Origin of the sequence: Bradyrhizobium sp. 155 (assembly GCF_023101105.1) — a bacterium.
GTDB lineage: Bacteria > Pseudomonadota > Alphaproteobacteria > Rhizobiales > Xanthobacteraceae > Bradyrhizobium > Bradyrhizobium canariense_D.
On sequence record NZ_CP064704.1, the window covers coordinates 2,204,502 to 2,228,273 of the forward strand.

Genomic DNA, 23,772 nt, shown 5'->3' on the forward strand with positions numbered 1-23,772 from the left:
GAAAGTAGCCTAGCGCCCGATCGTCACGCCGGCGGTCGAGCGCATGGCGTCCTTGAGGCTCGTCGCGTTCTTGTCGTCGAGGACCTCTCGCGTCAGCACGGTGGTCTGGCCGGGCGTGTTGAGGATCGTCTCTCCGCGCGAAAAGGAGAGGCGGTCGGCCTTGTAGGGTGAGGCCTGATCGGTCGTGGGCGCATGGCGTTTACTGGATGCGGCGAAGGCTCCTTGCGAGACGCAGAGGACGACAATCACGACCAGTCGCAACGATCTTGCGGGCATGCGATCTCCCAAATTCAGGGCGTTAGCCTAGCATATGGGCTGCTCGTCACTGGAATAAAGGGTCAGGCGAGAGCGGCCTGGCGTTCCCGCATTAATTCGCGGACCGGATCGGGTTTCCCCGGCTCGGCGAGCCGTGTAAAACTGCGCTGGCTTGCATGCGCGGGGGCTTCGACAATCACGCCTTCGCAGACGATCTGTCCGCCGAGCATCCGGAATTCCAGCTTGTCGTAGCGCGGCATCGTCTCGCCGGGCGCGGGCGGCAGCAGCCCGACGCTGCCCTGGATGTTCAGCGTGGCATCATCGGCGCCGTGGAGGCGGGGATTCCACATCCTGATCCCGGTCTCCGCCCAGCGCTGCCGGATTAGCGCGGCGCGGTCGGCGGGCTCTGCGGCTCTCACGCGAGCTTTCGGTGCATACGGGATCTCCGGAGCCGGAGACACGAGGGCCGGAGCTGGCTCGATAGTTGTGACGACGCCGAGCGTCTCGGTGGAGTCTTCCGCGGCGCCGGGGGAAGGATCGCTCTCGATGCTATCCTCAGGGACATGCTCCGGCGAGATGTCGCGATCGGCGAACGCGACACACGTGTCGTCGAGAGTCGAGGAAGTATCCACGTCGACGACCAGAGCGATGGCGTCAACCGTGACGACCTCGACATCGACAGAAGAGGCCTTCTCCGCCACAACGGGCTCAACGTCGGCCGAAAGTTCGGAAGTTGGATCGCTGTTGATGATGAGTTCGGGGACGTCGACCGCTTCGCGCACGACGTCGATAGTCGCGACCGAAACTTCCACGACGATCGGCTCGACTTCCGTCGGCGTCTCCTGGGATGAATCGTCGCTGCCGCTGACATCGGCTGGCGTTTCCGACGGGCTCTCCGCGATGACAGGGCTGGAGGTGTTGTCTTCGGCGGCTGAAGCCGCGACCGGGACGTCGCAGTGCGACGTATCCGCGTTGATGCTGGTGTCGAGAGCCGGAGCCGTATCTGCAATTTCTGCAACAATGGCGGGTGAGGCGTCTACTGCGTCAGGCGTGACGTCGATGCTGCCACCGTGCGGCGCGGGGCGAAGCCGGGTGAACGCCCATTTCACCGCGGCGATGCGGCGCAGCAACGATATCAGTCTCGAAAGCACTGGGAGTTGTCCAAGAGGTACTCGGCTTGAGGCCATCGCTGATTCGCCAGCAATGTAAAAATCCCCGGCTGTCACACTGATGTCAATGTAGGTAGGACCAATTGCAGAACATCCACGCCTTCAGGGCGCGCGGCTGCGATTTAGCCGGCGTGACTGTAACCAAGGTGCAGCCCCGCCAATACGCTTCGTTCGACACCAACACCTTCGCACATGACATCGACAAGCTTTGACGGCACAAAGGTTCTGGAGAGGGGACGATCGCCCCTCTCCAGGATTTTCGATCGATACCGGCCTACTTTCCGGCGCCGGAGCCGGAGCCAGCGCCGCCGCCGGCCTGGCTGCCCATGTTATTGGTGTTGCTGCCGCCGGCCGACGGGGTCTGCTTGCCCTTGCTGTCGGCGGCCTCGTTCTGCATGTTCGACGACGCGCCGGTTGTCATGCCCTTGGTCGCGGGGCCCCGCGACGAAGGGCCAACGTCGCCCTGGCCGGATGCGCCTGGGGCGGGTTGTGTCTGCGCAAAGGCGCCGCCGGTCGCCAGCGCCATGATGCACGCGGATGCCAAAATGATCTTCTTCATCTGGTTTCCTCCTGGGTTGCCTTGACGACAACTTGCGCGCGGAGCGGACGTTCCTCACTTAGGAGCGCCGCGAGGCTCATGACCAAGCGCATTGCGGCGCTGTCGAGGTTCCCTGTACAGCTCTATCGACGGTAAAGTTTGGAACATCGAGCATCTTGTGTAAGGACGAGGCATGAAAAGGATAATGACTCTCGGAGCGGTTCTGCTCTGGTCCACCATCGCGTTCGCACAGGAGCGCACCATTACTGTGGCCTCGACGACGTCGACGGAACAGTCGGGGCTGTTCGGTTACTTGCTGCCGCTGTTCTCGAAGGCCAGAGACGTTGACGTGAAGGTCGTTGCCGTCGGTACGGGTCAGGCGCTCGACATCGGGCGGCGCGGCGATGCAGATGTCGTGTTCGTCCATGACAGGCCTGCCGAAGACAAGTTCATGTCCGAAGGCGAGGGCGTGAAGCGCTTCGACGTCATGTACAACGACTTCGTCATTGTCGGGCCGAAGAGCGATCCCGCCAAGATCGCCGGCGGCAAGGATGTGGCCGAGGCGCTGCGCAAGATCGCGGCCGTGAAGGCGCCGTTCATCTCGCGCGGCGACAAGTCCGGCACGCACGCGGCCGAACTGCGGCTGTGGAAGGAGGCAGGCATCGACCTCGGTGCCGCCAAGGACGGCTGGTATCGCGAGATTGGCCAGGGCATGGGTCCAGCACTGAACATGGCGTCGTCGTCGAACGCCTATCTGCTGTCGGACCGCGGCACCTGGTTGTCATTCAAGAACCGCGGCGACCTTGCCGTCCTCACCGAAGGCGACAAGCGGCTGTTCAACCAGTACGGCGTCATGCTGGTCAATCCGGCCAAGCATTCGAACGTGAAGGCGCGGGACGGGCAGGCCTTCGTCGACTGGCTGATCTCTCCTGGGGGGCAGGAGGCCATCGCGGGCTACAAGGTCGGGGGCGAGCAGCTATTTTTCCCCAACGCGTCCCACTAGCAGGAAGGCGACGGTCGACACTGCGACGCTGAGTGCGAGCAGGATCAGCCCGAGCCCGAGCGCCAGCGGCAGGTCGCCCTTGCTGGTCTCCAGCGCGATCGCGGTCGTCATCGTGCGCGTGAAACCGCGAATATTGCCACCGACGATGAGGATGGCGCCGACCTCGGCGATCGCGCGCCCGAAGGCTGCGAGAAAGGCCGTCAGCAGCGAGGTCCGGCCCAGCGCGAACAGCAAGCCGATGCTGCGTAGCGTTGACAGCCCGTCGATACGTGCGAGGTCGCCATACTCCGCCCACAGCAGGCTCGCCGGCCGGTGCACCAGTGCGACCACGATCGGTGTGGCGAGCAGCGTCTGCGCGACCACCATGGCCGCCGGCGTGAACAACAGGCCGGCGGCCCCGAGCGGGCCCGAGCGCGACAGCAGAAGATAGAGCGCGAGCCCGACCACGACCGGCGGAAGGCCAAGCAAGGCATTGGTCAGGACGATGATGACCTGCCGCCCACGGAACCGGGTGATCGCAAGCAGCGCCCCGAACGGCGCCCCGATCAGAAGCGCGAGGATGCTGGCAGTCAGGCTGACGCGCACCGACAGCCCGACGATGCCCAAAAGCTCTGCGTCGGCCTCGCCGATCAGTGTGAATGCGGCGCCGATGGATCGCGCGAAGTCGTTCATCCGTGCCCGAGCTTCGGCGCCCGCCACGATGCCTCGGGTGCGCCGATTTCGGGACTGCGGGGGTGATTCACGTATATTTCCCTGAGGGCAGCGTCGTGCAAGGCAGCGGCGGAGCGGTTTGGTAACCCGAATTTGACCGGAAATCAAAGCCTTGCGCGGCATGGGTACGAGGTGGCGTTCGGCCTCATCTTTTGCCCGATGCGGGGACGGTCGGGGCTCAGATCAAGCCGCGCAGCACTTCAACGAGCCGGGCACACTCGGCCTCCGTTCCGATCGTGATGCGCAGAAAGTCCTCGATGCGCGGCTTTCCGAAATGCCGGACCAGAACGCCACGCTGGCGAAGCGCTGCCGCGAGATCTGCTCCGCTCCGGCTTCGATGGCGCGCGAAAACGAAGTTGGCGAGCGACGGCAGCACATCGAAGCCGAGTTGTCTGAGATCGCGGGCCAAGGTTTCGCGGCTTGCGATGATACGGGCACGGGTGTCTCGGAACCAGCCGTCGTCCTCGATCGCGGCGACGGCGCCGGCGATCGCGAGGCAATCGAGCGGATAGGAGTTGAAGCTGTCCTTCACCCGTTCCAGCGCTTCGATCAGCGGTCGTTGGCCGATGGCAAAACCAACTCGCAGGCCAGCGAGCGAGCGCGACTTCGAGAAAGTCTGGATAACCAGCAGATTGTCGTGGCGTGCAACCAGCGGCACGGCGCTCTCGGCGCCGAAATCGACATAGGCCTCGTCCACCACCACCAGCCGGTCCGGCTGTTCGGCCAGCAGCCATGCGATGGCGTCGCGCTGAAGGGCGATGCCGGTAGGAGCGTTCGGATTGCAGAGCAGGATGGCGCTCGATGGTCGCCTGTAGTCGGAGATATCGATCCTCATCGCAGCATCGAGCGGCACCTCGTCATGCGTTATTCCATAGAGGCCGCAATAGACAGGGTAGAAGCTGTAGGTGACGTCGGGGAATAGAAGCGGTGGTTCGTGCTTCAGAAGTGCCTGGAAGGTGTGGGCCAGCACCTCGTCGGAGCCGTTGCCGACGAACACTTGCTCGGGCGCCACATCGCAATGGGCCGCGATGGCCTCGCGCAGGCGCGTTGCGCGCGGATCGGGATAAAGGCGCAGCCGCTCCGCGGCCGATGCGATCGCCGCCAGCACGCGCGGCGAGGGCGGGTAGGGATTCTCGTTGGTATTGAGCTTGACGATGCCGTCCTGCTTGGTCTGCTCGCCGGGGACATAGGGCGAAAGCGTGTGGACGACTGGACTCCAGAAACGGCTCATGAGCTCCAATCCGAATTTGATCGGGGCACAGTAGGGTATGCGGGAGCCCGGTGGAAGTGCGCCTGCGTTCAGCATTGCAGGCAAATCCGCACGAGGCTTACTGCCGGAGACGTTCCCGCAAGCGCGACCCCTATGCTAGGGTCATTGCACCACCGCCCAGAATGAAAAAGAACGAAGGCCGGCGCGCCCCAAGGCGCGCAACGGCCGAAAAGAGAGGAACACATGCCGGGTGCAGCCCTTCCCACCGCCCCCTCGATTCCGAGCGCGCCGGTGACGTCAGCCGTTCTCGACCGCTTGCGGGCCATCGTCGGCGACAAAGGCCTGATCGTGGACGAGCAGGACAAGCTGCCCTTCGTGACCGACTGGCGCGGCACGCTGGCGGGGCAGGCCGCGGCGATCGTGCGTCCGGCCATCACCGCGGAAGTCTCCGCTGTCGTCAAGCTCTGCTACGACAACGGCATTGCCATCGTTCCGCAAGGTGGCAACACCGGCCTGATGGGCGGTGCCACGCCGTGGCCCATGCACCGCGGCATCGTGCTGTCGCTTGGTCGCATGAACCAGGTGCTGAATATCGATGCCGTCGGCTATGCTATGACTGTGGAGGCGGGCTGCATCCTCGAGACGCTTCAGGACACAGCCGCGCGCCACGACCGCCTCTTTCCGCTCAGCCTCGGTGCTCAGGGCTCGTGCATGATCGGAGGTAATCTGTCCACCAATGCCGGCGGCGTGCAGGTGCTGCGTTATGGCAATGCGCGAAATCTGGTGTTGGGTCTCGAGGTCGTGCTGGCTAACGGCGATATCTGGGACGGCCTGCGCGCACTCAAGAAGGACAACACCGGCTATGACCTCAAGCATCTGTTCATGGGCGCCGAAGGGACGCTCGGCATCATCACCAAGGCGGTGCTGAAACTCTGGCCGGCGCCGAAAGACGTGTGCACGGCATGGCTCGCAATTCGCGATCCCAAGGCAGCCATCGACCTTCTGTCGGAGGCGCATGCCGCTTCCGATGACAATGTCGGCTCCTGTGAGCTCATCAGCCGTGCGTGCACCGACATGGTGCTGCGCCACATTCCCGGCACCCAGGATCCCCTCAAGGCTGAGACGGAATGGTATCTCCTTCTCGAATGGTCATCGGCACGGCCACGGCAGGACGGAGGCACGGGCATGTCGGACAGGATGGAGCAGTTCTTGGCCGACCAACTCGAGACGGGCCGGGTGCTGGATGCGGTGATCGCGCAAACCGAAGCGCAGTCGCGCAACATGTGGCGGATTCGCGAGAGCGTGGCCGAGGCATCGCGCACCGAAGGTCCGGGCTTGAGCTACGACGTGTCGGTCGCGGTCTCCAGGATTCCCGAGTTCATCGACAGCGGTCTCGAGGCCGTACTCGCAATCCTGCCGGCGATCCGCCCCTATCCGCTCGGCCACATCGGAGACGGCAATGTGCACTTCTCCTTCATGGGCCCGAAGGGCATGGACCGCGATACGCTCTCCCAATATTCCGCGGCGATCACACGGGCCGTCAACGACCTCGTCACCTTCATGGGCGGCTCGATCTCGGCGGAACATGGCATCGGCATCGAAAAGCTCGACGAGCTCCAGCACTACCGTTCCCGGACCGAGCTCGACATCATGCGCACGATCAAGCGGGCGCTCGATCCCAAGAACATCATGAATCCGGGCAAGGTGCTTCGTCTCGGTTGAGCTGTGCCCACCTCAAGCCCGGTGCTCCCGAACGCTCGGCGCTCACGGAGACGGATGCCGCGGATAGGCCGGGCCAAACAGCCGGGGGCGTCAAATCATGCCGTGTGGCGGCCGAAAGGCGGCTTTATTCCCGCCTTGGATGCTTTAAGGAAGGGACAGGATCAGGTCGCACCCGCCCGGGGGCGGTGCTAGACCCTGATGCAGGAACAAAGGGGCGGGCCGGCATGGCACGTCCGCAAGGATGAAGGATTTGAGGCAATGATCCAAAGCGTTGGCATCATCGGGGCAGGCACCATGGGGAACGGCATCGCGCAGATCTGTGCCGCGGCCGGGCTTTCGGTCGTGATGGTCGATATTTCCGATGCGGCGGTGAACCGCGGGATTTCGACGGTTGGCGTCAGCCTCGAGCGCCTGGTCAAGAAGGAGAAGATGTCGGCGGGCGATCGCGACGCCACGCTCAAGCGCATCACCGGCACCACCGACCGCGCCAAGCTCGTCGATTGCGATCTCGTCATCGAGGCCGCGACCGAGAACGAGGAACTCAAGGTCAAGATCCTGAAGGATCTCTGTGCGACGCTGTCGCCACGCACGCTGCTCGCCACGAACACCTCGTCGATCTCGATCACGAAGCTCGCCGCGGCGACCGACCGTCCCGACCGATTCATCGGCATGCACTTCTTCAATCCGGTTCCAGTTATGGCGCTGCTGGAGCTCATCCGCGGCTTGCAGACCTCCGACGACACCCACGCCAAGGCGCTCGATTTGGCCAAGCGCGTCGGCAAGGTGGCGATCACGGCCAAGAACAGCCCGGGCTTTGCCGTCAACCGCATCCTTTGTCCGATGATCAACGAGGCGATCTTCGCGCTGCAGGAGGGGATTGCGACGGCGGAAGAGATCGATGCCGGCATGAAGCTCGGCTGCAACCATCCGATCGGCCCGTTGGCGCTCGCCGATCTCGTCGGGCTCGACACCATGTTGTCGGTGATGGAGGTCTTTTACAAAGGCTTCAACGACCCCAAATACCGTCCGGCCCCCTTGCTCAAGGAAATGGTCGATGCCGGCCATCTCGGCCGCAAGACGGGGCAGGGCTTTTATACCTACAGCGCCTGACAACGGCGCGGGCGGCGGGCGTTGAGTGTGCTCGCCGCCAGACCCCGCGATTTGCGCTGCGACAAAGACGCCGCGCGCAATCGGCCCGACAATGTCGAACGGGCGCCGTGCGGGAACAACGGAACGGATAACAAGGGACATGTCGGATCGACTGAAGGCCGAGCGCGAGGCTGCGACCGCGCGGCGGAATTTGCTGACCCAGGATGCAATCGAGCGCACGGGGATCACCGAAGAGATGATCGGGGAACTCGTGACCCGCTTCTACGGGCGCATCCGCGAGGATGAGCTGCTGGGGCCGGTGTTCGCGAACGTGCAGAATTGGGACGAGCATCTGGCCAAGCTCCGGGATTTCTGGTCGTCGGTCGTGCTGATGAGCGGCCGCTACCATGGTTCACCGATGCGGGCGCATATGCCACTGAACCTGATCGGGGATCATTTCGACCGCTGGCTCGATTTGTTCGAACAGACGGCACGCGAGGTCTGCCCGCCGCCGGCAGCCGCGCTCTTCATCGACAGGGCGCGCCGCATCGCCGACAGTTTTGAGATGGCGTCGGCAACGTTGGCCGGACGCATCGCTGCGCCGCGTCACGTGCTCCGCTCCTAGAACACAAAACGCCTGCCTGAGAAATGCGCAGCCGCGCTGATGGCGCTACGATGGCGCCGAGCGTCGGCGCATTGCACCAATACCGGCAGCATTGATCTGATCTGCAAAATCATCATGCCGGTCGCGTAGCGTGACGTTGCAATTAGAAAAATGCGCGTAAATGCGCGTGTTCTCGTTCAATCAGTGCGAGCATAACCATGTGATGCACTGCGGGAAAAAATCTTTGCCTTTTTTTCGGCAGAGTTCCAGCGCCTGCTTGCGGGCATGTCGCGTGCATCGTTCAACACATCCTCTTCATCCTCCGACAACACAGCGGAATCCGACGCTGACGCCTGCACGGAGCAAACCCGGCGGGCGCTGTTGATGAATGCGCTGGCCACCACGGCGTGCCTCGCCTGTTCCACGCAGGTCCACGCGGGCGAGGATGCGCCCGGCTCCGACGAACGGCCTCAGAAGGGCGATCTGCTCGTGTTCTCCGAAGGCGATCAGGAGGGAAAGCCCGTCACCGCGGCCGCTCTGTCGGCCGGCGGACCGCCGGTGCATGCCTGGCCGAAAGATCCGAAGACATCGGTCGTGCGCAGCGCCTCGCGCCTCAATGAGATTCTGATCATCCGCCTTGACCCCACCGAGCTCGACGAGCAGACGAAAGCGCGCGCTGTCGACGGCATCCTCGCCTATTCGGCAATCTGCTCGCATGCCGGCTGTCCTGTCACGGCCTGGGTGAAGAGCGATGTCGGCGACAAGGAAGTGCTCAAATGCATGTGCCACAACTCCGAATACGATCCTCGCGCGGGCGCGCAGGTCGTGTTCGGGCCGGCGCCGCGACGGCTCGCTGCGCTGCCGCTGGCGCTGGCTGACGGCTCGCTCAGCGTCGCCGGGAACTTCATCGGAAAGGTAGGTGGCGCGCAGCCGGGATGATGGGCGTGCGGGTTGTGCCCGCGTCACGAGAGGCCGCATCCGCCGATGGGCGGACGACGGGACGAACGACAAGAATTCAAAACAAGAATTCAAACGGATATAAAAGGGGAACGTCCATGACCAGGAAGCAATGGTTACTGTCCGGCTTTGTCGCCTTCACGTGTCTTGCATCGACCGCCGCCATGTCAGGCCCGATCGAGAACTACGCGCCGGTTACCGCGCAGCGGTTGGAAAACCCGGAGCCCGCCAACTGGATGCTTTACCGGCGGACCTATGACGGGCAGGGCTACAGCCCACTCGACCAGATCAACACCTCGAATGTGAAGAACCTCACCCCGGTCTGGACTTTCGCGACCGGCGTGGTCGAAGGTCACGAGGCGCCGCCGATCGTCAACAACGGCGTGATGTTCGTGGCGACCCCGATGGGCCAGGTGATCGCGCTGAACGCCAAGACCGGCGACGAATATTGGCGCTACAAGCGGCAGCTCCCCGACGACCTGTTCCAGTTGCATCCGACCAGTCGCGGCGTCGGCCTCTGGGAGGACAAGCTCTATCTGGCCACTACCGACGACCATGTCGTCGCGCTCGACGCCAAGACCGGCAAGGTGGTGTGGGACACCAAGGTTCAGGATTACAAGAAGGGCCAGTACATGACCCTTATGCCGCTGATCGTCGACGGCAAGGTCATCGTGGGCGGCTCCGGCGGCGAGTTCGGCGTGCGCGGCTATGTCGCCGCCTATGACGCCAAGGACGGCAAGGAGCTCTGGCGGACCTATACGATTCCGGGCGAAGGCGAACCCGGCCACGACACCTGGCAGGGCGAGGACTGGAAGAACGGCGGCGGCTCGGCCTGGATGACCGGCAATTACGACAAGGACACCAAGACGATCTATTGGGGCGTAGGCAACGCCGCGCCCTGGCCCGGCGAGATGCATCCGGGCGACAATCTCTATACCTCGTCGGTGCTCGCGCTCGATCCGAACACCGGCAAGATCAAGACCTATCATCAGTATCACCAGAACGATTCCTGGGATTGGGATGAGGTCGAAGCGCCGATGTTGATCGACCTGCAACGCGACGGTCGCAACATCAAGAGTCTGGTCCATCCGGGACGCGATGCGATCTTCTGGATACTCGAGCGCACGCCGACCAAGATCAACTACGTCGCCGGTTGGCCGTTCGTCTCCACCGACGTCTGGAAGGGCATCGACGCCGAGAGTGGCAGGCCGATCGTCGATCCCGCGCACAAGCCGATGGTCGGCAAGCGCGTGGAGTTCTGTCCGTCGCTGTGGGGCGGCAAGGATTGGCCCTCGGCGGCCTACAGCCAGAAGACCGGCCTCGTCTACGTGCCCGCCAACGAGAATTTCTGCGGCGGGTTCACCGGCGAGAAGGTTCCGCTCAAGCCCGGCGAACTCTGGCTCGGCACCAAGCCGGAGGACATCGGGCTGAAGACGAAGCCCGGGGCGGATCATTTCGGCGAGCTCCAGGCCTGGGACCCCGTTACGGGCAAGAAGATGTGGCAACACAACTTCCCGAAATCGCAGCTGTTCGGATCGGTGACGGCGACCGCGGGCGATCTCGTCTTCGTGGGCGGCACCAACGACCGCAACTTCCGCGCCTTCAACGCCAAGAGTGGCGAGCTGCTGTGGGAGCAGAAGACCAACTCCGGTATCATGGGCATGCCGGTGTCCTATGAGATCGACGGTACGCAATACATCGCGATCCAGTCGGGATGGGGCGTGGATGCGCAGCGCATCCAGGATGCCCTCGTGACCAACAATATCGGCATCGAAGCCAACGTGCCGCAGGGCGGCGTGATCTGGGTGTTCGCGCTGAAGAAATAGGCCCCGCTGGCGGATCGAAAGAAGCGGAGTGTCAGGGGGCAAATGCGGCGGACGGTAACGTCCGCCGCATTTTGCGTGGGCGTTGTCCCTTCTTCCCCTGCGGGAGAAGGTGGCGCGAAGCGCCGGATGAGGGGTTCTATCCGCGCGTCTCAATGTGCGGACCCGCGCAGGCATACCCCCCACCCACGCGTGATCGTGGCAACTGGCGTCGCTGCCCTCTCCCGCAAGGAAAGAGGGCACATCGATGCGCTTCGGCGAAGAAGTAGAGCCGATAATCGCGATGTCAAAACGCCGATGCTCAGATCGCTACTTCCCCTCGCGCTCGACCTTGTCCTTTTCCTTCTGGTTCATCTCGCGAACCTTGGGATCGGGATTGTGCTGCCCGGTAGTCTGGGTGGTCGAGGGCGGCGTGGCATTGGCGTTGGGCAGCGAGTTCTGGTCCGGCGTGCTGGGGCGCGTCGCCGTTGTCGGCGGCGTGGTGTTGCTCTGGGCGTATGCGCCAGTGGCCGTCAAAAGAAAGGCGCTCGACAGCAACGAGACTGCGAGCGCCTTTGGGATATGGGTCATCGATCTGCTCCTGTCAGATCGATGCAAACGGCGCGAGGCCGCCTTGTGTTCCCGCCTTTACGCTTCCAATTGCTTGCCGAGCGGAAGGCTGCGGATGCGCTTTCCGGTCGCGGCGAAGATGGCGTTCATCAGCGCCGGCGCGAATGGCGGGACGCCAGGCTCGCCCGCGCCGCTCGGCGGCGTGTCGGGTCCTGGCGGCACGATGTAGACGTTGGTCACCGCAGGGGATTCGTCGATCCTGAGGACCTGGAAGTCGTCGAAGTTCTTCTGCTGCACCTTGCCGTCCTTGAAGGTGATCTCGCCGTATTTGGCGAGACTGAGCCCCATGATCGCCGCGCCCTCGATCTGGGAGGCGATGCGCTCGGGGTTGACATAGGTGCCGCAGTCGATGGCGGTGTCCACCCGCGGCACCGTCAGCTTGCCCTTGTCGTCGACGGCCACCTCGACGATGGTCGCGATATAGCTGACGAAGCTGCGGTGCACGGCGATGCCGAGGCCATGGCCCTTCGGCACTTGACGGCCCCATTCGCCCTTCTCGGCGACCAGCTCGACCACCTTGCGCAGGCGCGCGGTGTCGATCGGATAGCTGTCCAAGGGCTCGCCGTAGTTCCACATGTCCTTCACGGCGGGCTTGACGATGCGCGGGCTCCCGATCAGCGCGAGCAGCGTCTCCTTCTGGTCGCGGCCGGTCGCATGGGCGATCTCGCCCACCATCGACTGGACCGCGAAGGCGCGCGGGATGTTCGAGACCGAGCGGAACCAGCCGATGCGGGTGAACGCCGCGGCTTCCGGGTTCTCGCAGGAGATGTTAGCGATCTCGAACGGCATGTCGACGAGGCCCATGCCGAGCTCGAAGGGCGCCTCATGCTTTGCACCCGCCGCGAACGTCGAGGCGATGCTCGGGGCCACGCTGCGATGGCGCCAGGCGATCACCTTGCCGCTCTTGTCGAGCCCCGCCTCGATCCGTTCCACGGAGACCGTGTGCAGGAAATCGTGGCGGACGTCGTCCTCGCGCGTCCACTGCACCTTGACGGGTACGCCGAGCTCCTTCGACAGCAACGCGGCCTCGAGCGCAAAGTCGCATTTCGACTTGCGGCCGAAACCGCCGCCGAGCAGCGTGACGTTGACGGTGACATTGCCCTCGGGAATGCCGAGCGTCTTCGCGACGTCCTCGCGCGTACCGCCCGGGCTTTGCACCGGCGCCCAGATCTCCGCCTTGTCACCCTTGACGTCGGCGACCGCCACCGGCGGCTCCATGCTGACATGAGCAAGATGCGGCAGATAATATTCGCCGACGACGACCTTGTCGGCGCCCTTCAGAGCAGCCTCGGCATCGCCTTCCTGGCGCACCACAAGGCCCGGCTTGCGCGAGGCCTCCTCGAGCTCCTTGCGGTAGGCGACGGAATCGTATTTGCCGTTGGCGCCATCGTCCCAGGTCAGCTTCAGCGCGTCGCGACCCTTGATCGCCGCGCCGGTATTGCGCGCGATCACGGCAACGCCGCCGAGCGGCTGGAATTTCGACGGCCATGGCCAGCCGCGCACCTCCATCACCTTCTCGACACCCGGGACCTTCAACGCCGCGTCCGGATCGAACGAGACCAACTTGCCGCCGGTCACCGGCGGGCGCGCGATCACGGCATACTTCATGCCAGGCAGCCGCACGTCGGCGCCGTAACGCGCTTTGCCGGTGGTGATGTCATGGAGATCGACGATGCCGATCTGGCCCTTGCCGAGATAGCGGAAGTCCTTGGGGTCCTTCAGCTTGAGCCCTTCGATGCTCGGGACCGACTCCTTGGCAGCGTCGGCTGCGAGCTCGCCGAACCCGAGCTTGCGGCTCGTCGCGCTGTGGACGACTTCGTGATTGACGGCCTTGACCTCGGTTGCCGGCACACCCCAGCGTTTCGCGGCGGCCTGCTCAAGCATGGTACGGGCGGAGGCACCGATCTGGCGCATCGGCATCAGATAATGCCGCGTGCTGCGCGAGCCGTCGGTGTCCTGGTTGCCGAACTTGACCTCGTCGCCATGGGCCTGTTCCACCTTGACCCGTGACCAGTCGGCTTCCATCTCCTCGGCCACGATCAGCGGCAGGCTGGTGCGCACGCCCGTTCCCATCTCGGCGCGGTGGGCGAGGATGGTGACGGTGCCGTCGGGCGCGACCGCGACGAATACGCGCGGATCGACCACGACGCCGTGCGGCATCTTGCCGGCGCCGGTCTCGTAGGCGAACGCCTGGCGCGACATCACGGGCGCCGCGAGCACAAAGCCGCCGGTGATGCCGAGCCCCTTCAGGATGCTGCGGCGCGAAACCTTCTCGACCTTGATGTTCTTCTCGAAGCCACGAAGCTTCTTCGGGTTGTCGATGAAATTCATGTCACACTCCCGTCGATGCGAGATGGACCGCATTCTCGATGCGCTGGTAGCAGCCGCAGCGGCAGATGTTGCCGGACATCGCCTCGCGGATCTGGTCGTGCGACGGCTTCGGGTTGTCCATCAGCAGCGCAGCCGCCTGCATGATCTGGCCCGCCTGGCAGAAGCCGCACTGGGGTACGTTGACCTGACGCCAGGCCTTCTGCACCGGGTGATCGCCGTTCGGATGCAGTCCCTCGATCGTCGTGATCTCGCGGCCGGCGACGTCGTTGATCGACGTGATGCAGGCGCGCACGGCTTCCTTGTCGACGATAACGGTGCAGGCGCCGCACAGGGCCTGGCCACAGCCGAACTTGGTGCCGGTCAGCCCGGCCTCGTCGCGCAGGAACCAGAGTAGCGGGAGATCCGGGTCGCCGTCCCAGCTCTGTTCCTGGCCATTGATCTTCACCTTGATCATGATCGTCCCTCGCTCTTCATAAGCTTGCCGATTTCAGATTTTCCAGATGCCGGTCGGTGCAACGCCCGCTGCGCGGCGTCGCGTTCCAGCCGTCCTCCCGCGCGGGCAGATCCCGGCAGGACTCAGAGGAATGCCAATGTCATGTCCGGATGTGCTCGATACCTCCCGTCGTGTTCTTGATTATTGAATTTCGCGCGGCATCGTCACGACGCGATCGTAGCAGGATCGCTTCGGTCTGGCGTTCACAGCCAAGTGTTTTCCAATCAGCTGTTCTCGACGGGAAAAGATTGCAACGAAGGTTTGTCAAAAGCAGGGCGCCCCATCGCGCCGCGCGCCTCTCGAGATGGGCGCACTAAAAAAAGAGCTTCGTCCGCCAGAAGACCTGTGCGGACGAAGCAGGATGCCTCAGTCGAGGGAGGGAGAAACGCAGGCCGCGGACTTCAAGCCGGAAGCCGGCGGCCCTGCGCAGTCATTCAGAGACCAGGACTGAGGGAGTTGACGGTCCCCACACAAGTGCAGTTGAAAAGCGGCGGCATCGCCGCGATTGTCCCGGGCCGGCTCCGTCCGCTCGCTGGGGGTGGTGGAACGCGAGCGGACGGGGCGCGGCAAACGTCAGGCGACCTTTGCTCAGGCGGCCTTTGCTTAAGCGGCCTTGGCTTTCGCCACGTGGGTCGCGATCGCGTCCATCAGCGCCGGCGACAGGCAATCATAGGGCTCAAGTCCAAGCTCCTTGAACCGAGCCCGTATTCCGCCCATCTGCTCCGGCTTCACGCCCGATTCGATCACCGACGAGACGAAGGCGGCGAATTGCGGCGCCTGCGAACCCTGCTCCTGGAACAGTTCGGGGTGGATGAAGTCGAGGCCGTAGAACGGGTGATCCTTGTTCTCGATGCGGCCGTACATGTGCGTGCCGCAGGCCTTGCAGGCGTAGCGCTGGATCGTCGCCGATGGATCGACGATCTGGAGCTTGTCGCCGTTCTCGAGCACGGTGACGTTCTGGCGTGGTACCACGGCGACGACGGAGAAATTCGCCCCCTGCGGTTTCCAGCACTTGGTGCAGCCACAGGCGTGATTATGCGCGACGTCGCCCTTGACGGCGACCTTGACCTGATGGTCCTTGCATTTGCATGCGAGCGTGCCGCCGGCGAAGCTGCCGCTGCCCTGTTTGATGCCGTTATCGATCGAGGGATGGAGTGCAACAGTCATGGGTCGATCCTCCTTGGGGTGACGCTTTTCGAGCTAGAACACGACGACTGAACGGATGGACTTGCCCTCATGCATCAGGTCGAAGCCTTTGTTAATGTCTTCGAGCTTGAGCGTGTGGGTAATCATCGGGTCGATCTGGATCTTTCCGTTCATGTACCAGTCGACGATCTTCGGCACGTCGGTGCGGCCCCGCGCGCCGCCGAAGGCGGTGCCGCGCCAGTTTCGCCCGGTGACGAGCTGGAACGGGCGGGTCGCGATCTCCTTGCCGGATTCGGCAACGCCGATGATGATCGAGGTGCCCCAGCCGCGATGGCAGGCTTCCAGCGCCTGGCGCATCACTGTGGTGTTGCCGGTGCAGTCGAAGGTATAGTCGGCGCCGCCGTCGGTCAGGGTCACGAGATGCGGGACGATGTCGCCGGTGATCTTCTTGGGATTGACGAAGTCGGTCATGCCGAACCGGCGTCCCCATTCCTCCTTGGAGTCGTTGATGTCGACGCCGATGATCTTGTCCGCGCCAGCCATCTTGGCGCCCTGGATCACGTTCAGGCCGATGCCGCCGAGGCCGAACACGACCACGTTGGAGCCCGGCTCGACCTTGGCGGTGTTAACGACGGCGCCGACGCCCGTGGTGACGCCGCAGCCGATGTAGCAGCTCTTGTCGAACGGCGCGTCCTCGCGGATCTTGGCGACCGCGATCTCCGGCAGCACGGTGAAGTTCGAGAAGGTCGAGCAGCCCATGTAGTGGTAGATCGGCTTGCCTTTGTAGGAGAATCGGCTGGTACCATCGGGCATCACGCCTTTGCCCTGCGTCGCGCGGATCGCGGTGCAGAGGTTGGTCTTCTGGCTGAGGCAGCTTTTGCATTGCCGGCATTCCGGCGTGTAGAGCGGGATGACATGGTCGCCCGGCTTCACCGAGGTCACGCCAGCACCGATCTCGCGGATGATGCCCGCGCCCTCATGGCCCAGGATCGACGGGAAAATTCCCTCGCTGTCGAAGCCGTCGAGCGTGTAGGCGTCGGTATGGCAGATGCCCGTCGCCTTGATCTCGACCAGGACTTCGCCGACCTTTGGTCCTTCCAGATCGACTTCGACGATCTCGAGCGGCTTCTTGGCTTCGAAAGCGACGGCGGCACGTGTCTTCATCTTAAGCTCCTTAAATTCCAGCAGGGCGCCCAGATCCAGGTCCTGGTCGGGCTCCGCACGTTCATTTCTTGCCCATGCACGAATCTTCGTTCTTGGTATAGGCGTCGTTCTTGTCCTCGTGCTTGCCGGGTCTTGTGCGGCCCCAGGCCTCGTTGGAGCGGGCGCGCAGGTAGACGTAGAGATCGTCCATGTAGCAGGCGACGTTCGGGTTATCGCCGAAGGCCGGCATCACGTTCTCTGCGGCAGTCGAGATGTTCTTGCGGCCGGAGGCGACGACGCCGAGAAAATCGGCATAGCTCATCGTCTTCAGCGAATCCTTCAACGCCGGGGCGTAGGTCGAGCCCATGCCGTCCGGGCCGTGACACACATGGCAATCCGAGTGATAGCGGCGGTATCCGGAATAGGTGTACCAGTCGACGGATCCGTCGGTGATCTTGTAGGTTGGGTTGCCTTCCTTGTCGGACCATTCGCCGGTTTCGTTCTGCTTGACGGCAGTCGGGTCACCTGATCCGTCAGCGACGGCAATTCCCCCGGACGCGACCAAGAACATCGCAGCAATGGCAGAGCAGATTTTACGCAAGAGATTTTCCTCGGAAGGCTTCGGTGAGACGAGCCGGCGCGTGGAGTTGATCCACGCGCCGGAGCGATGCTGAGAGGCCTAGTTGGGCAGCGAGAACACGGTCAGCGTACCGCCGAGTGCCGTGTAGTTGCTGAGCGCCGCGTAGCCACCGACGGCGCCGAGACCGGCGGTCGGATCGGTCAGGCCTGCCGCCAGACCGATGCCGGCCCAGCCGCCCACGCCGGAGAGCACTGCGACATACTGCTTGCCGCCGTTCTCATAGGTGGTGACGTTGCCGATGATGCCGGAGGGAGTCTTGAACTTGTAGAGCTCCTTGCCGGTCTTGGCGTCGACTGCCTTCAGGTAGCCTTCGAGCGTTCCGTAGAACACCACGTTGCCCGCGGTTGCGAGCGCACCCGACCAGACCGAGAACTGCTCCTTGTTCGACCAGACGATCTTGCCGGTCTTGCCGTCCCAGGCGATGAAGTTGCCCATGTGGGTTTCACCCTGTGGCGGATACATCGAGAGCGTTGCGCCCACGTAGGGCTGACCCGCGGTGTAGCTCACCTTGAACGGTTCGTAGTCCATGCAGACGTGGTTGGTCGGAACGTAGAACAGCTGCGTGTCCGGCGAGTAGGCTGCCGGCTGCTCGTCCTTGGTGCCGAGCGCGGCCGGGCAGATGCCCTTCACGTTGTGGTCCTCGCCCGCCTTGTCGGTCGAAGCTGCATCGAGCACCTTCGGGCGGCCGTAGGTCGGCGAGTTCTTGTCCATGTCGACGCCGGAGGTCCAGTTCACCTTCGGATCGTACTTTTCGGCGACCAGAAGCTCACCGGTGGCGCGATCGAGCGTGTAGCCGAGGCCGTTACGATCGAAATGCGTCAGCAGCTTGCGCGGCTGGCCGTTGATGGCCTGGTCCGAGAGGATCATCTCGTTGACGCCGTCATAGTCCCACTCGTCGTGGGGCGTCATCTGATAAACCCACTTGGCCTGGCCGGTGTCAGGGTTGCGAGCCCAGATCGTCATCGACCATTTGTTGTCGCCGGGACGCTGCTTCGGATTCCAGGTCGAGGGATTGCCCGACCCGTAATAGACGAGGTTCAGCTCGGGGTCGTAGGAGATCCAGCCCCAGGTGGCGCCGCCGCCGATCTTCCACTGATCGCCTTGCCAGGTCTTCAGGCTCGAGTCCTTGCCGACCGGCTTGCCGAGTGCGGTGGTCTTCTCTGCGTCGACCAGGATCTGATCGTCCGGTCCTTCAGAGTAGCCGCGCCAAGCCAGCTTGCCCGTCTTGATGTCGTAGGCGGTCATATGGGCTTGAACACCGAACTCGCCGCCGGAGATGCCGATCAGCACCTTGTCCTTGACGACCATGGGGGCCGAAGTACCGGTCTCGCCCTTGCTGGCGTCGCCGTTCTTCGCGGTCCATGCCACCTGACCGCTCTTGGCATCGAGCGCGACAAGCGTGGTGTCGGCCTGATGCAGGAAGATCTTGCCGTCGCCATAGGCCAGGCCGCGGTTGACCGTGTCGCAGCACATCACTGGAATGACGTTCGGATCCTGCTTCGGCTCGTACTTCCAGACGATCTTGTTCTCGTTGGAAAGGTCAATAGCGTAGACCTTGTTTGGGAACGGCGTGTGGACGTACATCATGTTGCCGATGATCAGCGGGCCGCCTTCGTGGCCGCGCAGCACGCCGGTCGAGAAGGTCCAGGCGACCTGGAGCTTGCCTACGTTTTGTGCGTTGATCTGGTTCAGCTTGGAATAGCGGGTGTTGGCGTAGTCGCCGGTCGGCATCACCCAGTCTTTCGGGTTCTGCGACATCTTGAGCACTTCGTCGTTGGCCGACGCGCTGCCGACGGCGAGAGCCGCCGCGGAGCCAAGATAGGCCGCGAGTAGTACCTTGCGCATAGTCATTCCTCCATTGGTCTCGTTTATTGTTTCCGAAGCATTGCTTAATCGCCGGGCTTTTCGTCCGGCGTCTGCTCGTGCAGGGCGGTCACGATTGGACCAGAAACGATGCTGTGGTGTTTCCTCCTCCTGATGAGAGCCACGGGTCCACGTGCGGAGCGGCCCGTTCTTGTTGTTCCTGATACAATCCCTAACGACTTCGTCATCGGGAAACTTGCCCAAGAGAGAAGCTGGTTTGCTTGACAGCGCACGGGTCGGAAGTTTTTGATTTTGCAGTAGCGAATTCAGCGGCTTCCGCAACGCTTTGGCAGCGCCTTCACCGCTCAGGTTCCGCTTGACGGCGCTGCAACTAAGGCGGAGGATTAACTTACAAGGGTGGCAATGGAACGATGGCGCTCGTTCTAGAAGATCGCTCAAAATCGAGGTAAACGTCACGCAATCACGGTTCAGGGCTCCGGCAGCGCGGCTCGCGATTCGCGTCAAATCTCCGGATCAAACCAGTGGCTGGATTAATGTCCGACACGATTCACACGCTCTCGACGACGGGCATGACGCCGAAACGTCAGATCCAAAGCTGGATCGACGGGCTGACCAGCCTGTGTGGGCATTTCGACGTAGATCCGCTGGAAGCGTCTTCGCTCGAAGGCCGCATCGACTACACCAGCGTCTCGCGTCTGAAGCTCTGCCAGATCGAGGTCAGCCAACATCGCATCGCGCACACGCTGGCGCGCGCCAAGGCCAATGAACACCCGTATATCAAGATCCACTTCCAGACTTACGGCGTGTCCTATTTCGAGCAGGAAGGCCGCCACATCGAGCTGAACCCGGGCGACATCATCGCCTATGACGTCTCCTGTCCGCATTCGATCATCAGTCCCGCTTTCACGCGCCATGACGTGGTGATCGTGCCGAAGGCGCTGCTGCGCGACCGTGGATTCCCGTCGCAGCGAATGCCCGCCTGCAAATTGACCTCACGCACGGGGACGGGGCGCATCGCCCATGATTTCGTCCATGCGACCTTCGACGAGGCGGCCAAGCTGTCGGCGAACAGTGCGGTCGGCGTCGCCGATTCGCTGATCGACCTCTTGCTGCTGCCGCTGCGCGAGGCCGACACGATGCTCGATCGCGTCGGACCCGAAGCGACCTATGTGCGCGCGCAATTCTTCATCCGCGAGCATTTGCGCGATCCGGATCTGTGCATCGACCAGATCTCCGGCGAACTGGGCTGCTCCAAGCGTTATCTGCACATGCTGTTCTCGGAGCGCGGCACCACGGTGAGCGACTACATCTGGCAGGCGCGTCTTCAGAATTGCCGCCAGGAGCTCGAGGCCCACGCCGGCAAGACCATTACCGACGTCGCGTTCTCCTGGGGCTTCTCCAGCTCATCGCATTTCAGCCGGGTGTTCCGGAAATATTTCGGCGTAGTGCCGTCCTCGATCCACAAGGCGCAACAGGGCGCGGTTGCGGCGGACGAGCACTAGGCAAACGCCAGGTTCGGAGTCGACGCGACGGTTGACCGTCACGCGCCCGCGATGTCTCTCATGCCGATATGGCGATGTAGGGAATGCTGGTCAGGAGAGCGACGAGCAACACCGCGTTGCCCAGCATTCCACTCCAATGCAGTCGGCGTAGCCGGCGCGGGGCCTCGGCATCGCCGGCGTCCCTGGCGCTGAGCTGTTCGTCCATCTGTTGCATGAACCAGCGGCGCCCATAGATCGCCAAGGCTGCAAGGAGGCCAACGCCCATCGCTGCGACCAGACGACCGTCGAGCAGGAAAGCGACCGCTCCGATGATTCCGGCAACGCGCATCACCAGAAAATGCGCATTGAACATTCCGCGCAAAAGCTGGGCGACGGGCTGGATATCCAGCTTCACCAGCAGGAAGGCCGGAGACGCCAGGGTGAAATAGCCCATCGGAAAGAGTAGGATGATCATGACGGCTACGGCAACGCCATCCGGTGTCATGGGATCGGCCTTTCTCGTCCGCGCCGGCGAGACCTTCCCGCCAGCGTCGCACAATCATAGCGGGAAAATGCGCTTCCGGCACTAGGCTTTGGTCGGACGCCGCGCTGCGAAGGGCGTCATGCCTCGCGGTTCAGGCGGGTTCGAGGCCGAGCGATCGCGCGCTCTCGATCCAGATCGGCAGCTCGCGCTGATACAGGGCGTTGGTTTCCTTGAAGCCGATCGCGGGTTCGAGCACGAACGTGTTGAGAACCTCCTTCACCTTCGGATCGCTGTTGGCAGCGACGCAAAGCTCCGCCAGGCGGTCGACGACCGGCTGCGGTGTCGCTTTCGGCACGGCCCAACCGGAGAAGCCGCTGACGGTGAAGAATTTCGACGTCGCGCCCTGCTCGGGGAGGGTCTTGATATCAGGGATGGCGTCGACCTTCTTCGAATGCACCGCGAACACGGTGCCGCGATCGCTTTGCAAGACCGATTGCGCTGCGGTGTAGCTGCCCATGGCCACATCGAGCGTACCTTCCAGCATGCCCGTCCACATCGGGGCTTCGCCGCGATAGTGGATCGGCTCGATGGCAAGGCCATACTGCTTGTTGAGCTCGTGGACCGTCATATGCGGGGCCGAGCCCGCGCTATAGGTGCCGAAGTTGACTTTGCCGCTCTTGCGCGCAAAGGCGACGAAATCCTCCAGCGTCTTGACGCCGGTTTTCGGGTTCGCCACCAGCAACAGGCCGGCGCCCGGAATGACGCTGACCAGCGTCAAATCCTTGTCCATGTCGTAGCCGGGAGTCTTCATCACCACCCGGTTCATGATGTAGGTGGTCGAGATCGAGCACAGGATTGTGTGGCCGTCGGGCTCTGCGCGGGCGACCTCCGCCGTCCCGATCGCGCCGGCGGCACCGGGCTTGTTCTCGACGACGACGGTCTTTCCGACCTGCTTGGCAATGAATTCACCATAGGCGCGCGCGAGCAGATCGGTCTGTCCGCCGGCGGGATAGCTGCAAATCATGCGGATCTGCCGCGATGGCCACGCAGCCTGCGCCGAGGCGCCACGCGAGACGAAAGGCATCGCGAGTGTGGTGGTGCCGGCGGCGATGAAGCGGCGGCGATCGAGTTTTGCGGACATGATTCTCTCCCGGGTTGTCGCCGACGGTACTGCATCGGGTCGCCTCTGCCATGGGTGGCTGGCGAGACAGATTGGCGCATTCGAAGGGCCGCGCTGGGTGCGCCAGCTGTCCACTAGCGCTGAATGATCTTCAACCAGACGTCGCCAAGGATCGCAGGCTCCCGCGGCGGCAGATAGCTCAGCCCCGCCTGTGTGCCGAATTCGGCGATCTTGCCCTCGGCAGCAAGCCCGGTCAGCGCCTTGTTGACGGCGTCGAGCAGTGCGGGATCGCTGGCCAGCCCGACATAGCCGCGATTGGCCCCGATCGGATAGTAATAGCCGGACGCGGTGATCGCCGTGTCGGGGTGCGCGGCGCGATGGGCGTCGAAGCGGCCGAGGTCGATCAGCGTCGCGTCATAATCGCCACGGGCAAGTGCGCCGAGGAGATCATCGCGGCCGGGGACGAGATGCGTGATGTCGTCGATCAGGCGCCCCTTGTCGAAGGTCATGAGGATCGCATCGCCGAGCGAGCCGCTCTCGATGACGAGGCGCAGGCCGGCGAGATCTCCGATATCGCCGATGTTGCGACCCCGCGCCTTCGGCCCGAGCACGACCGTCATCGGCGAGTAGACATAGGGCTGGCTCGGCGCGAGCACGCCGAGCGCGACGCGGCGGCGCCGGTCGTCGCGCGTGGCGCCGGCAAAATCCGGCAAGCGCGCCGTTTTCATTCCGGGCTTGACGAGGGAGTCCGTCGTCAGCGCGTAGCCGCCGACGAGCGAGCAACGCCCATCGGACAGCAGCGCATTGGCCTCGAGCTGCGGGCTCGAATCCTCGTCCAGCTTGCTCTCGAACCACTGGATCGTCAGCGGCCGTCCGAGCCGGTCGGCGATCGCCTGCGCCAGCAGCACGTCGAAACCCGAGCCGGGCTTGCCCTTGTGATGCACGGAGAGCGGCGGCCTGACCTCGTCGAGACAAATCTTGAGCGGATCGTCGGCCGCGCGTGCAGCTGCGGCCGCCGCCGCGAGAATCGCGGCAATGCTCCAAACGGCCAGCCAGCGCCTCATGGTTTTCTCCGGCTCGAGATGAAGGCCCAGAGATTCCCGATCTCCTCGTCGCTGAGAATGTCAGCCCAGGGCGGCATCTTGTTGTTCTTGCCGTTCTTCACGGTGGTGACGAAGCGCGTCTTGTCGTCGGGGAAGGCGCGCAGGTCCGGCGTGATGGTGCCGGGGTTCATCATGTTGGGGCCGTGGCAGTGCGAGCATTTCTCGGCATAGGTCGACTTGCCGTGGTCGATCTGTGCCTGCACGGGATTGCCGGTTGAATCATCCGCGGCACGAACGGTCGCCGCAAGCGCGACCGTCAGCACCGCGACGGCGGCGAGGATCGCCACCGTCTTGTGAGATAGCTTTCTCAGCATCGT

The 23,772-nt window shown here is 63.5% G+C and carries 23 protein-coding genes; 7 read left to right on the forward strand and 16 right to left on the reverse strand.

Annotation, left to right across the window (positions count from 1 at the left end; genetic code table 11):
- Positions 1–9: 9 nt before the first annotated feature.
- The 3 genes from IVA93_RS10645 to IVA93_RS10655 all read right to left on the reverse strand — a co-directional run bounded on the left by IVA93_RS10645 (position 10) and on the right by IVA93_RS10655 (position 1,983).
- Complete coding sequence (locus tag IVA93_RS10645) at positions 10–276, reverse strand: TonB-dependent receptor plug domain-containing protein (protein WP_018460323.1); 267 nt, start codon at positions 274–276, stop codon at positions 10–12.
- 62 nt (positions 277–338) lie between these two features.
- Positions 339–1,406 carry a hypothetical protein gene (locus IVA93_RS10650; RefSeq protein WP_157643161.1) on the reverse strand — a complete coding sequence of 356 codons (1,068 nt, stop codon included), beginning with the start codon at positions 1,404–1,406 and terminating at the stop codon, positions 339–341.
- A 292-nt stretch (positions 1,407–1,698) separates the two neighbouring features.
- Positions 1,699–1,983, reverse strand: a complete 285-nt coding sequence (locus tag IVA93_RS10655) for a hypothetical protein (RefSeq protein WP_018460320.1) — start codon at positions 1,981–1,983, stop codon at positions 1,699–1,701.
- A gap of 172 nt (positions 1,984–2,155) precedes the next feature.
- Between IVA93_RS10655 and IVA93_RS10660 the strand changes: the two genes are divergently transcribed.
- Positions 2,156–2,965 (forward strand): ABC transporter substrate-binding protein, encoded by an 810-nt coding sequence (locus IVA93_RS10660; RefSeq protein WP_026234000.1) that lies wholly within the window; start codon positions 2,156–2,158, stop codon positions 2,963–2,965.
- Here the strand turns inward: IVA93_RS10660 and IVA93_RS10665 are convergent.
- Complete coding sequence (locus IVA93_RS10665) at positions 2,939–3,637, reverse strand: ABC transporter permease (protein ID WP_018460318.1); 699 nt, start codon at positions 3,635–3,637, stop codon at positions 2,939–2,941. The genes IVA93_RS10660 and IVA93_RS10665 overlap by 27 nt on opposite strands.
- A gap of 217 nt (positions 3,638–3,854) precedes the next feature.
- Positions 3,855–4,907: a histidinol-phosphate transaminase gene (hisC, locus tag IVA93_RS10670; protein ID WP_026233999.1), complete on the reverse strand. Its 1,053-nt coding sequence runs from the start codon at positions 4,905–4,907 to the stop codon at positions 3,855–3,857.
- 222 nt (positions 4,908–5,129) lie between these two features.
- Here hisC and IVA93_RS10675 point away from each other — a divergent pair, with 222 nt between their 5' ends.
- The 5 genes from IVA93_RS10675 to IVA93_RS10695 all read left to right on the forward strand — a co-directional run bounded on the left by IVA93_RS10675 (position 5,130) and on the right by IVA93_RS10695 (position 11,084).
- The gene (locus tag IVA93_RS10675) at positions 5,130–6,608 is read left to right on the forward strand and encodes an FAD-binding oxidoreductase (protein WP_247453674.1); all 1,479 of its coding nucleotides are present in this window, start codon (positions 5,130–5,132) and stop codon (positions 6,606–6,608) included.
- Positions 6,609–6,866: 258 nt separating this feature from the next.
- The gene (locus tag IVA93_RS10680; protein WP_247789765.1) at positions 6,867–7,718 is read left to right on the forward strand and encodes a 3-hydroxybutyryl-CoA dehydrogenase; all 852 of its coding nucleotides are present in this window, start codon (positions 6,867–6,869) and stop codon (positions 7,716–7,718) included.
- A gap of 139 nt (positions 7,719–7,857) precedes the next feature.
- Entirely contained in the window at positions 7,858–8,322 is a 465-nt protein-coding gene (locus IVA93_RS10685) for a group III truncated hemoglobin (RefSeq protein WP_247295107.1), read from the forward strand.
- A gap of 264 nt (positions 8,323–8,586) precedes the next feature.
- Positions 8,587–9,240, forward strand: a complete 654-nt coding sequence (locus tag IVA93_RS10690) for a QcrA and Rieske domain-containing protein (protein WP_018460312.1) — start codon at positions 8,587–8,589, stop codon at positions 9,238–9,240.
- 116 nt (positions 9,241–9,356) lie between these two features.
- A complete protein-coding gene (locus IVA93_RS10695) occupies positions 9,357–11,084 on the forward strand; it encodes a methanol/ethanol family PQQ-dependent dehydrogenase (RefSeq protein WP_018460311.1) in 1,728 nt (575 codons plus the stop codon).
- A gap of 306 nt (positions 11,085–11,390) precedes the next feature.
- On the opposite strand, the gene IVA93_RS10700 is transcribed toward IVA93_RS10695, so the two are convergent.
- The 7 genes from IVA93_RS10700 to xoxF5 form a co-directional block, all read right to left on the reverse strand.
- Complete coding sequence (locus IVA93_RS10700) at positions 11,391–11,651, reverse strand: hypothetical protein (protein ID WP_018460310.1); 261 nt, start codon at positions 11,649–11,651, stop codon at positions 11,391–11,393.
- Positions 11,652–11,708: 57 nt separating this feature from the next.
- A complete protein-coding gene (locus tag IVA93_RS10705; RefSeq protein WP_018460309.1) occupies positions 11,709–14,021 on the reverse strand; it encodes a xanthine dehydrogenase family protein molybdopterin-binding subunit in 2,313 nt (770 codons plus the stop codon).
- Between the two features lies 1 nt (position 14,022).
- Positions 14,023–14,475: a (2Fe-2S)-binding protein gene (locus tag IVA93_RS10710; RefSeq protein WP_007601363.1), complete on the reverse strand. Its 453-nt coding sequence runs from the start codon at positions 14,473–14,475 to the stop codon at positions 14,023–14,025.
- Between the two features lie 642 nt (positions 14,476–15,117).
- Positions 15,118–15,681: an S-(hydroxymethyl)glutathione synthase gene (gene gfa / locus IVA93_RS10715; RefSeq protein ID WP_018460308.1), complete on the reverse strand. Its 564-nt coding sequence runs from the start codon at positions 15,679–15,681 to the stop codon at positions 15,118–15,120.
- Positions 15,682–15,714: 33 nt separating this feature from the next.
- A complete protein-coding gene (locus tag IVA93_RS10720; protein ID WP_018460307.1) occupies positions 15,715–16,824 on the reverse strand; it encodes an S-(hydroxymethyl)glutathione dehydrogenase/class III alcohol dehydrogenase in 1,110 nt (369 codons plus the stop codon).
- Positions 16,825–16,885: 61 nt separating this feature from the next.
- Positions 16,886–17,374, reverse strand: a complete 489-nt coding sequence (locus IVA93_RS10725) for a c-type cytochrome, methanol metabolism-related (RefSeq protein WP_007601366.1) — start codon at positions 17,372–17,374, stop codon at positions 16,886–16,888.
- 108 nt (positions 17,375–17,482) lie between these two features.
- Positions 17,483–19,288 carry a lanthanide-dependent methanol dehydrogenase XoxF5 gene (gene xoxF5, locus IVA93_RS10730; protein WP_018460306.1) on the reverse strand — a complete coding sequence of 602 codons (1,806 nt, stop codon included), beginning with the start codon at positions 19,286–19,288 and terminating at the stop codon, positions 17,483–17,485.
- A gap of 512 nt (positions 19,289–19,800) precedes the next feature.
- Here xoxF5 and IVA93_RS10735 point away from each other — a divergent pair.
- A complete protein-coding gene (locus tag IVA93_RS10735; protein WP_007601369.1) occupies positions 19,801–20,769 on the forward strand; it encodes a helix-turn-helix domain-containing protein in 969 nt (322 codons plus the stop codon).
- A gap of 58 nt (positions 20,770–20,827) precedes the next feature.
- On the opposite strand, the gene IVA93_RS10740 is transcribed toward IVA93_RS10735, so the two are convergent.
- From IVA93_RS10740 to IVA93_RS10755, 4 genes are all read right to left on the reverse strand, one after another.
- Positions 20,828–21,253, reverse strand: coding sequence for a hypothetical protein (locus IVA93_RS10740; protein ID WP_085350671.1), 426 nt, complete (start codon positions 21,251–21,253; stop codon positions 20,828–20,830).
- A 130-nt stretch (positions 21,254–21,383) separates the two neighbouring features.
- A complete protein-coding gene (locus IVA93_RS10745) occupies positions 21,384–22,373 on the reverse strand; it encodes a Bug family tripartite tricarboxylate transporter substrate binding protein (protein ID WP_085384845.1) in 990 nt (329 codons plus the stop codon).
- A 113-nt stretch (positions 22,374–22,486) separates the two neighbouring features.
- Positions 22,487–23,416, reverse strand: a complete 930-nt coding sequence (locus IVA93_RS10750) for a substrate-binding periplasmic protein (protein ID WP_018460303.1) — start codon at positions 23,414–23,416, stop codon at positions 22,487–22,489.
- Complete coding sequence (locus IVA93_RS10755) at positions 23,413–23,769, reverse strand: c-type cytochrome (RefSeq protein ID WP_018460302.1); 357 nt, start codon at positions 23,767–23,769, stop codon at positions 23,413–23,415. Before IVA93_RS10755 ends, IVA93_RS10750 begins: the two co-directional genes overlap by 4 nt.
- Between the last annotated feature and the right edge of the window lie 3 nt (positions 23,770–23,772).

Excerpts from the sequence above, each read along its gene's own strand:
- gfa (WP_018460308.1), bottom strand. The coding sequence starts at position 15,681 with ATGACTGTTGCACTCCATCCCTCGATCGATAACGGCATCAAACAGGGC.
- IVA93_RS10725 (WP_007601366.1), bottom strand. The coding sequence starts at position 17,374 with ATGTTCTTGGTCGCGTCCGGGGGAATTGCCGTCGCTGACGGATCAGGT.
- IVA93_RS10705 (WP_018460309.1), bottom strand. The coding sequence starts at position 14,021 with ATGAATTTCATCGACAACCCGAAGAAGCTTCGTGGCTTCGAGAAGAAC.
- hisC (WP_026233999.1), bottom strand. The coding sequence starts at position 4,907 with ATGAGCCGTTTCTGGAGTCCAGTCGTCCACACGCTTTCGCCCTATGTC.
- IVA93_RS10740 (WP_085350671.1), bottom strand. The coding sequence starts at position 21,253 with ATGACACCGGATGGCGTTGCCGTAGCCGTCATGATCATCCTACTCTTT.
- IVA93_RS10750 (WP_018460303.1), bottom strand. The coding sequence starts at position 23,416 with ATGAGGCGCTGGCTGGCCGTTTGGAGCATTGCCGCGATTCTCGCGGCG.
- IVA93_RS10685 (WP_247295107.1), top strand. The coding sequence starts at position 7,858 with ATGTCGGATCGACTGAAGGCCGAGCGCGAGGCTGCGACCGCGCGGCGG.
- IVA93_RS10720 (WP_018460307.1), bottom strand. The coding sequence starts at position 16,824 with ATGAAGACACGTGCCGCCGTCGCTTTCGAAGCCAAGAAGCCGCTCGAG.
- IVA93_RS10645 (WP_018460323.1), bottom strand. The coding sequence starts at position 276 with ATGCCCGCAAGATCGTTGCGACTGGTCGTGATTGTCGTCCTCTGCGTC.
- IVA93_RS10695 (WP_018460311.1), top strand. The coding sequence starts at position 9,357 with ATGACCAGGAAGCAATGGTTACTGTCCGGCTTTGTCGCCTTCACGTGT.
- IVA93_RS10735 (WP_007601369.1), top strand. The coding sequence starts at position 19,801 with ATGTCCGACACGATTCACACGCTCTCGACGACGGGCATGACGCCGAAA.
- IVA93_RS10655 (WP_018460320.1), bottom strand. The coding sequence starts at position 1,983 with ATGAAGAAGATCATTTTGGCATCCGCGTGCATCATGGCGCTGGCGACC.
- xoxF5 (WP_018460306.1), bottom strand. The coding sequence starts at position 19,288 with ATGCGCAAGGTACTACTCGCGGCCTATCTTGGCTCCGCGGCGGCTCTC.
- IVA93_RS10710 (WP_007601363.1), bottom strand. The coding sequence starts at position 14,475 with ATGATCAAGGTGAAGATCAATGGCCAGGAACAGAGCTGGGACGGCGAC.
- IVA93_RS10675 (WP_247453674.1), top strand. The coding sequence starts at position 5,130 with ATGCCGGGTGCAGCCCTTCCCACCGCCCCCTCGATTCCGAGCGCGCCG.
- IVA93_RS10700 (WP_018460310.1), bottom strand. The coding sequence starts at position 11,651 with ATGACCCATATCCCAAAGGCGCTCGCAGTCTCGTTGCTGTCGAGCGCC.
- IVA93_RS10745 (WP_085384845.1), bottom strand. The coding sequence starts at position 22,373 with ATGTCCGCAAAACTCGATCGCCGCCGCTTCATCGCCGCCGGCACCACC.
- IVA93_RS10755 (WP_018460302.1), bottom strand. The coding sequence starts at position 23,769 with ATGCTGAGAAAGCTATCTCACAAGACGGTGGCGATCCTCGCCGCCGTC.
- IVA93_RS10680 (WP_247789765.1), top strand. The coding sequence starts at position 6,867 with ATGATCCAAAGCGTTGGCATCATCGGGGCAGGCACCATGGGGAACGGC.
- IVA93_RS10690 (WP_018460312.1), top strand. The coding sequence starts at position 8,587 with ATGTCGCGTGCATCGTTCAACACATCCTCTTCATCCTCCGACAACACA.
- IVA93_RS10660 (WP_026234000.1), top strand. The coding sequence starts at position 2,156 with ATGAAAAGGATAATGACTCTCGGAGCGGTTCTGCTCTGGTCCACCATC.
- IVA93_RS10665 (WP_018460318.1), bottom strand. The coding sequence starts at position 3,637 with ATGAACGACTTCGCGCGATCCATCGGCGCCGCATTCACACTGATCGGC.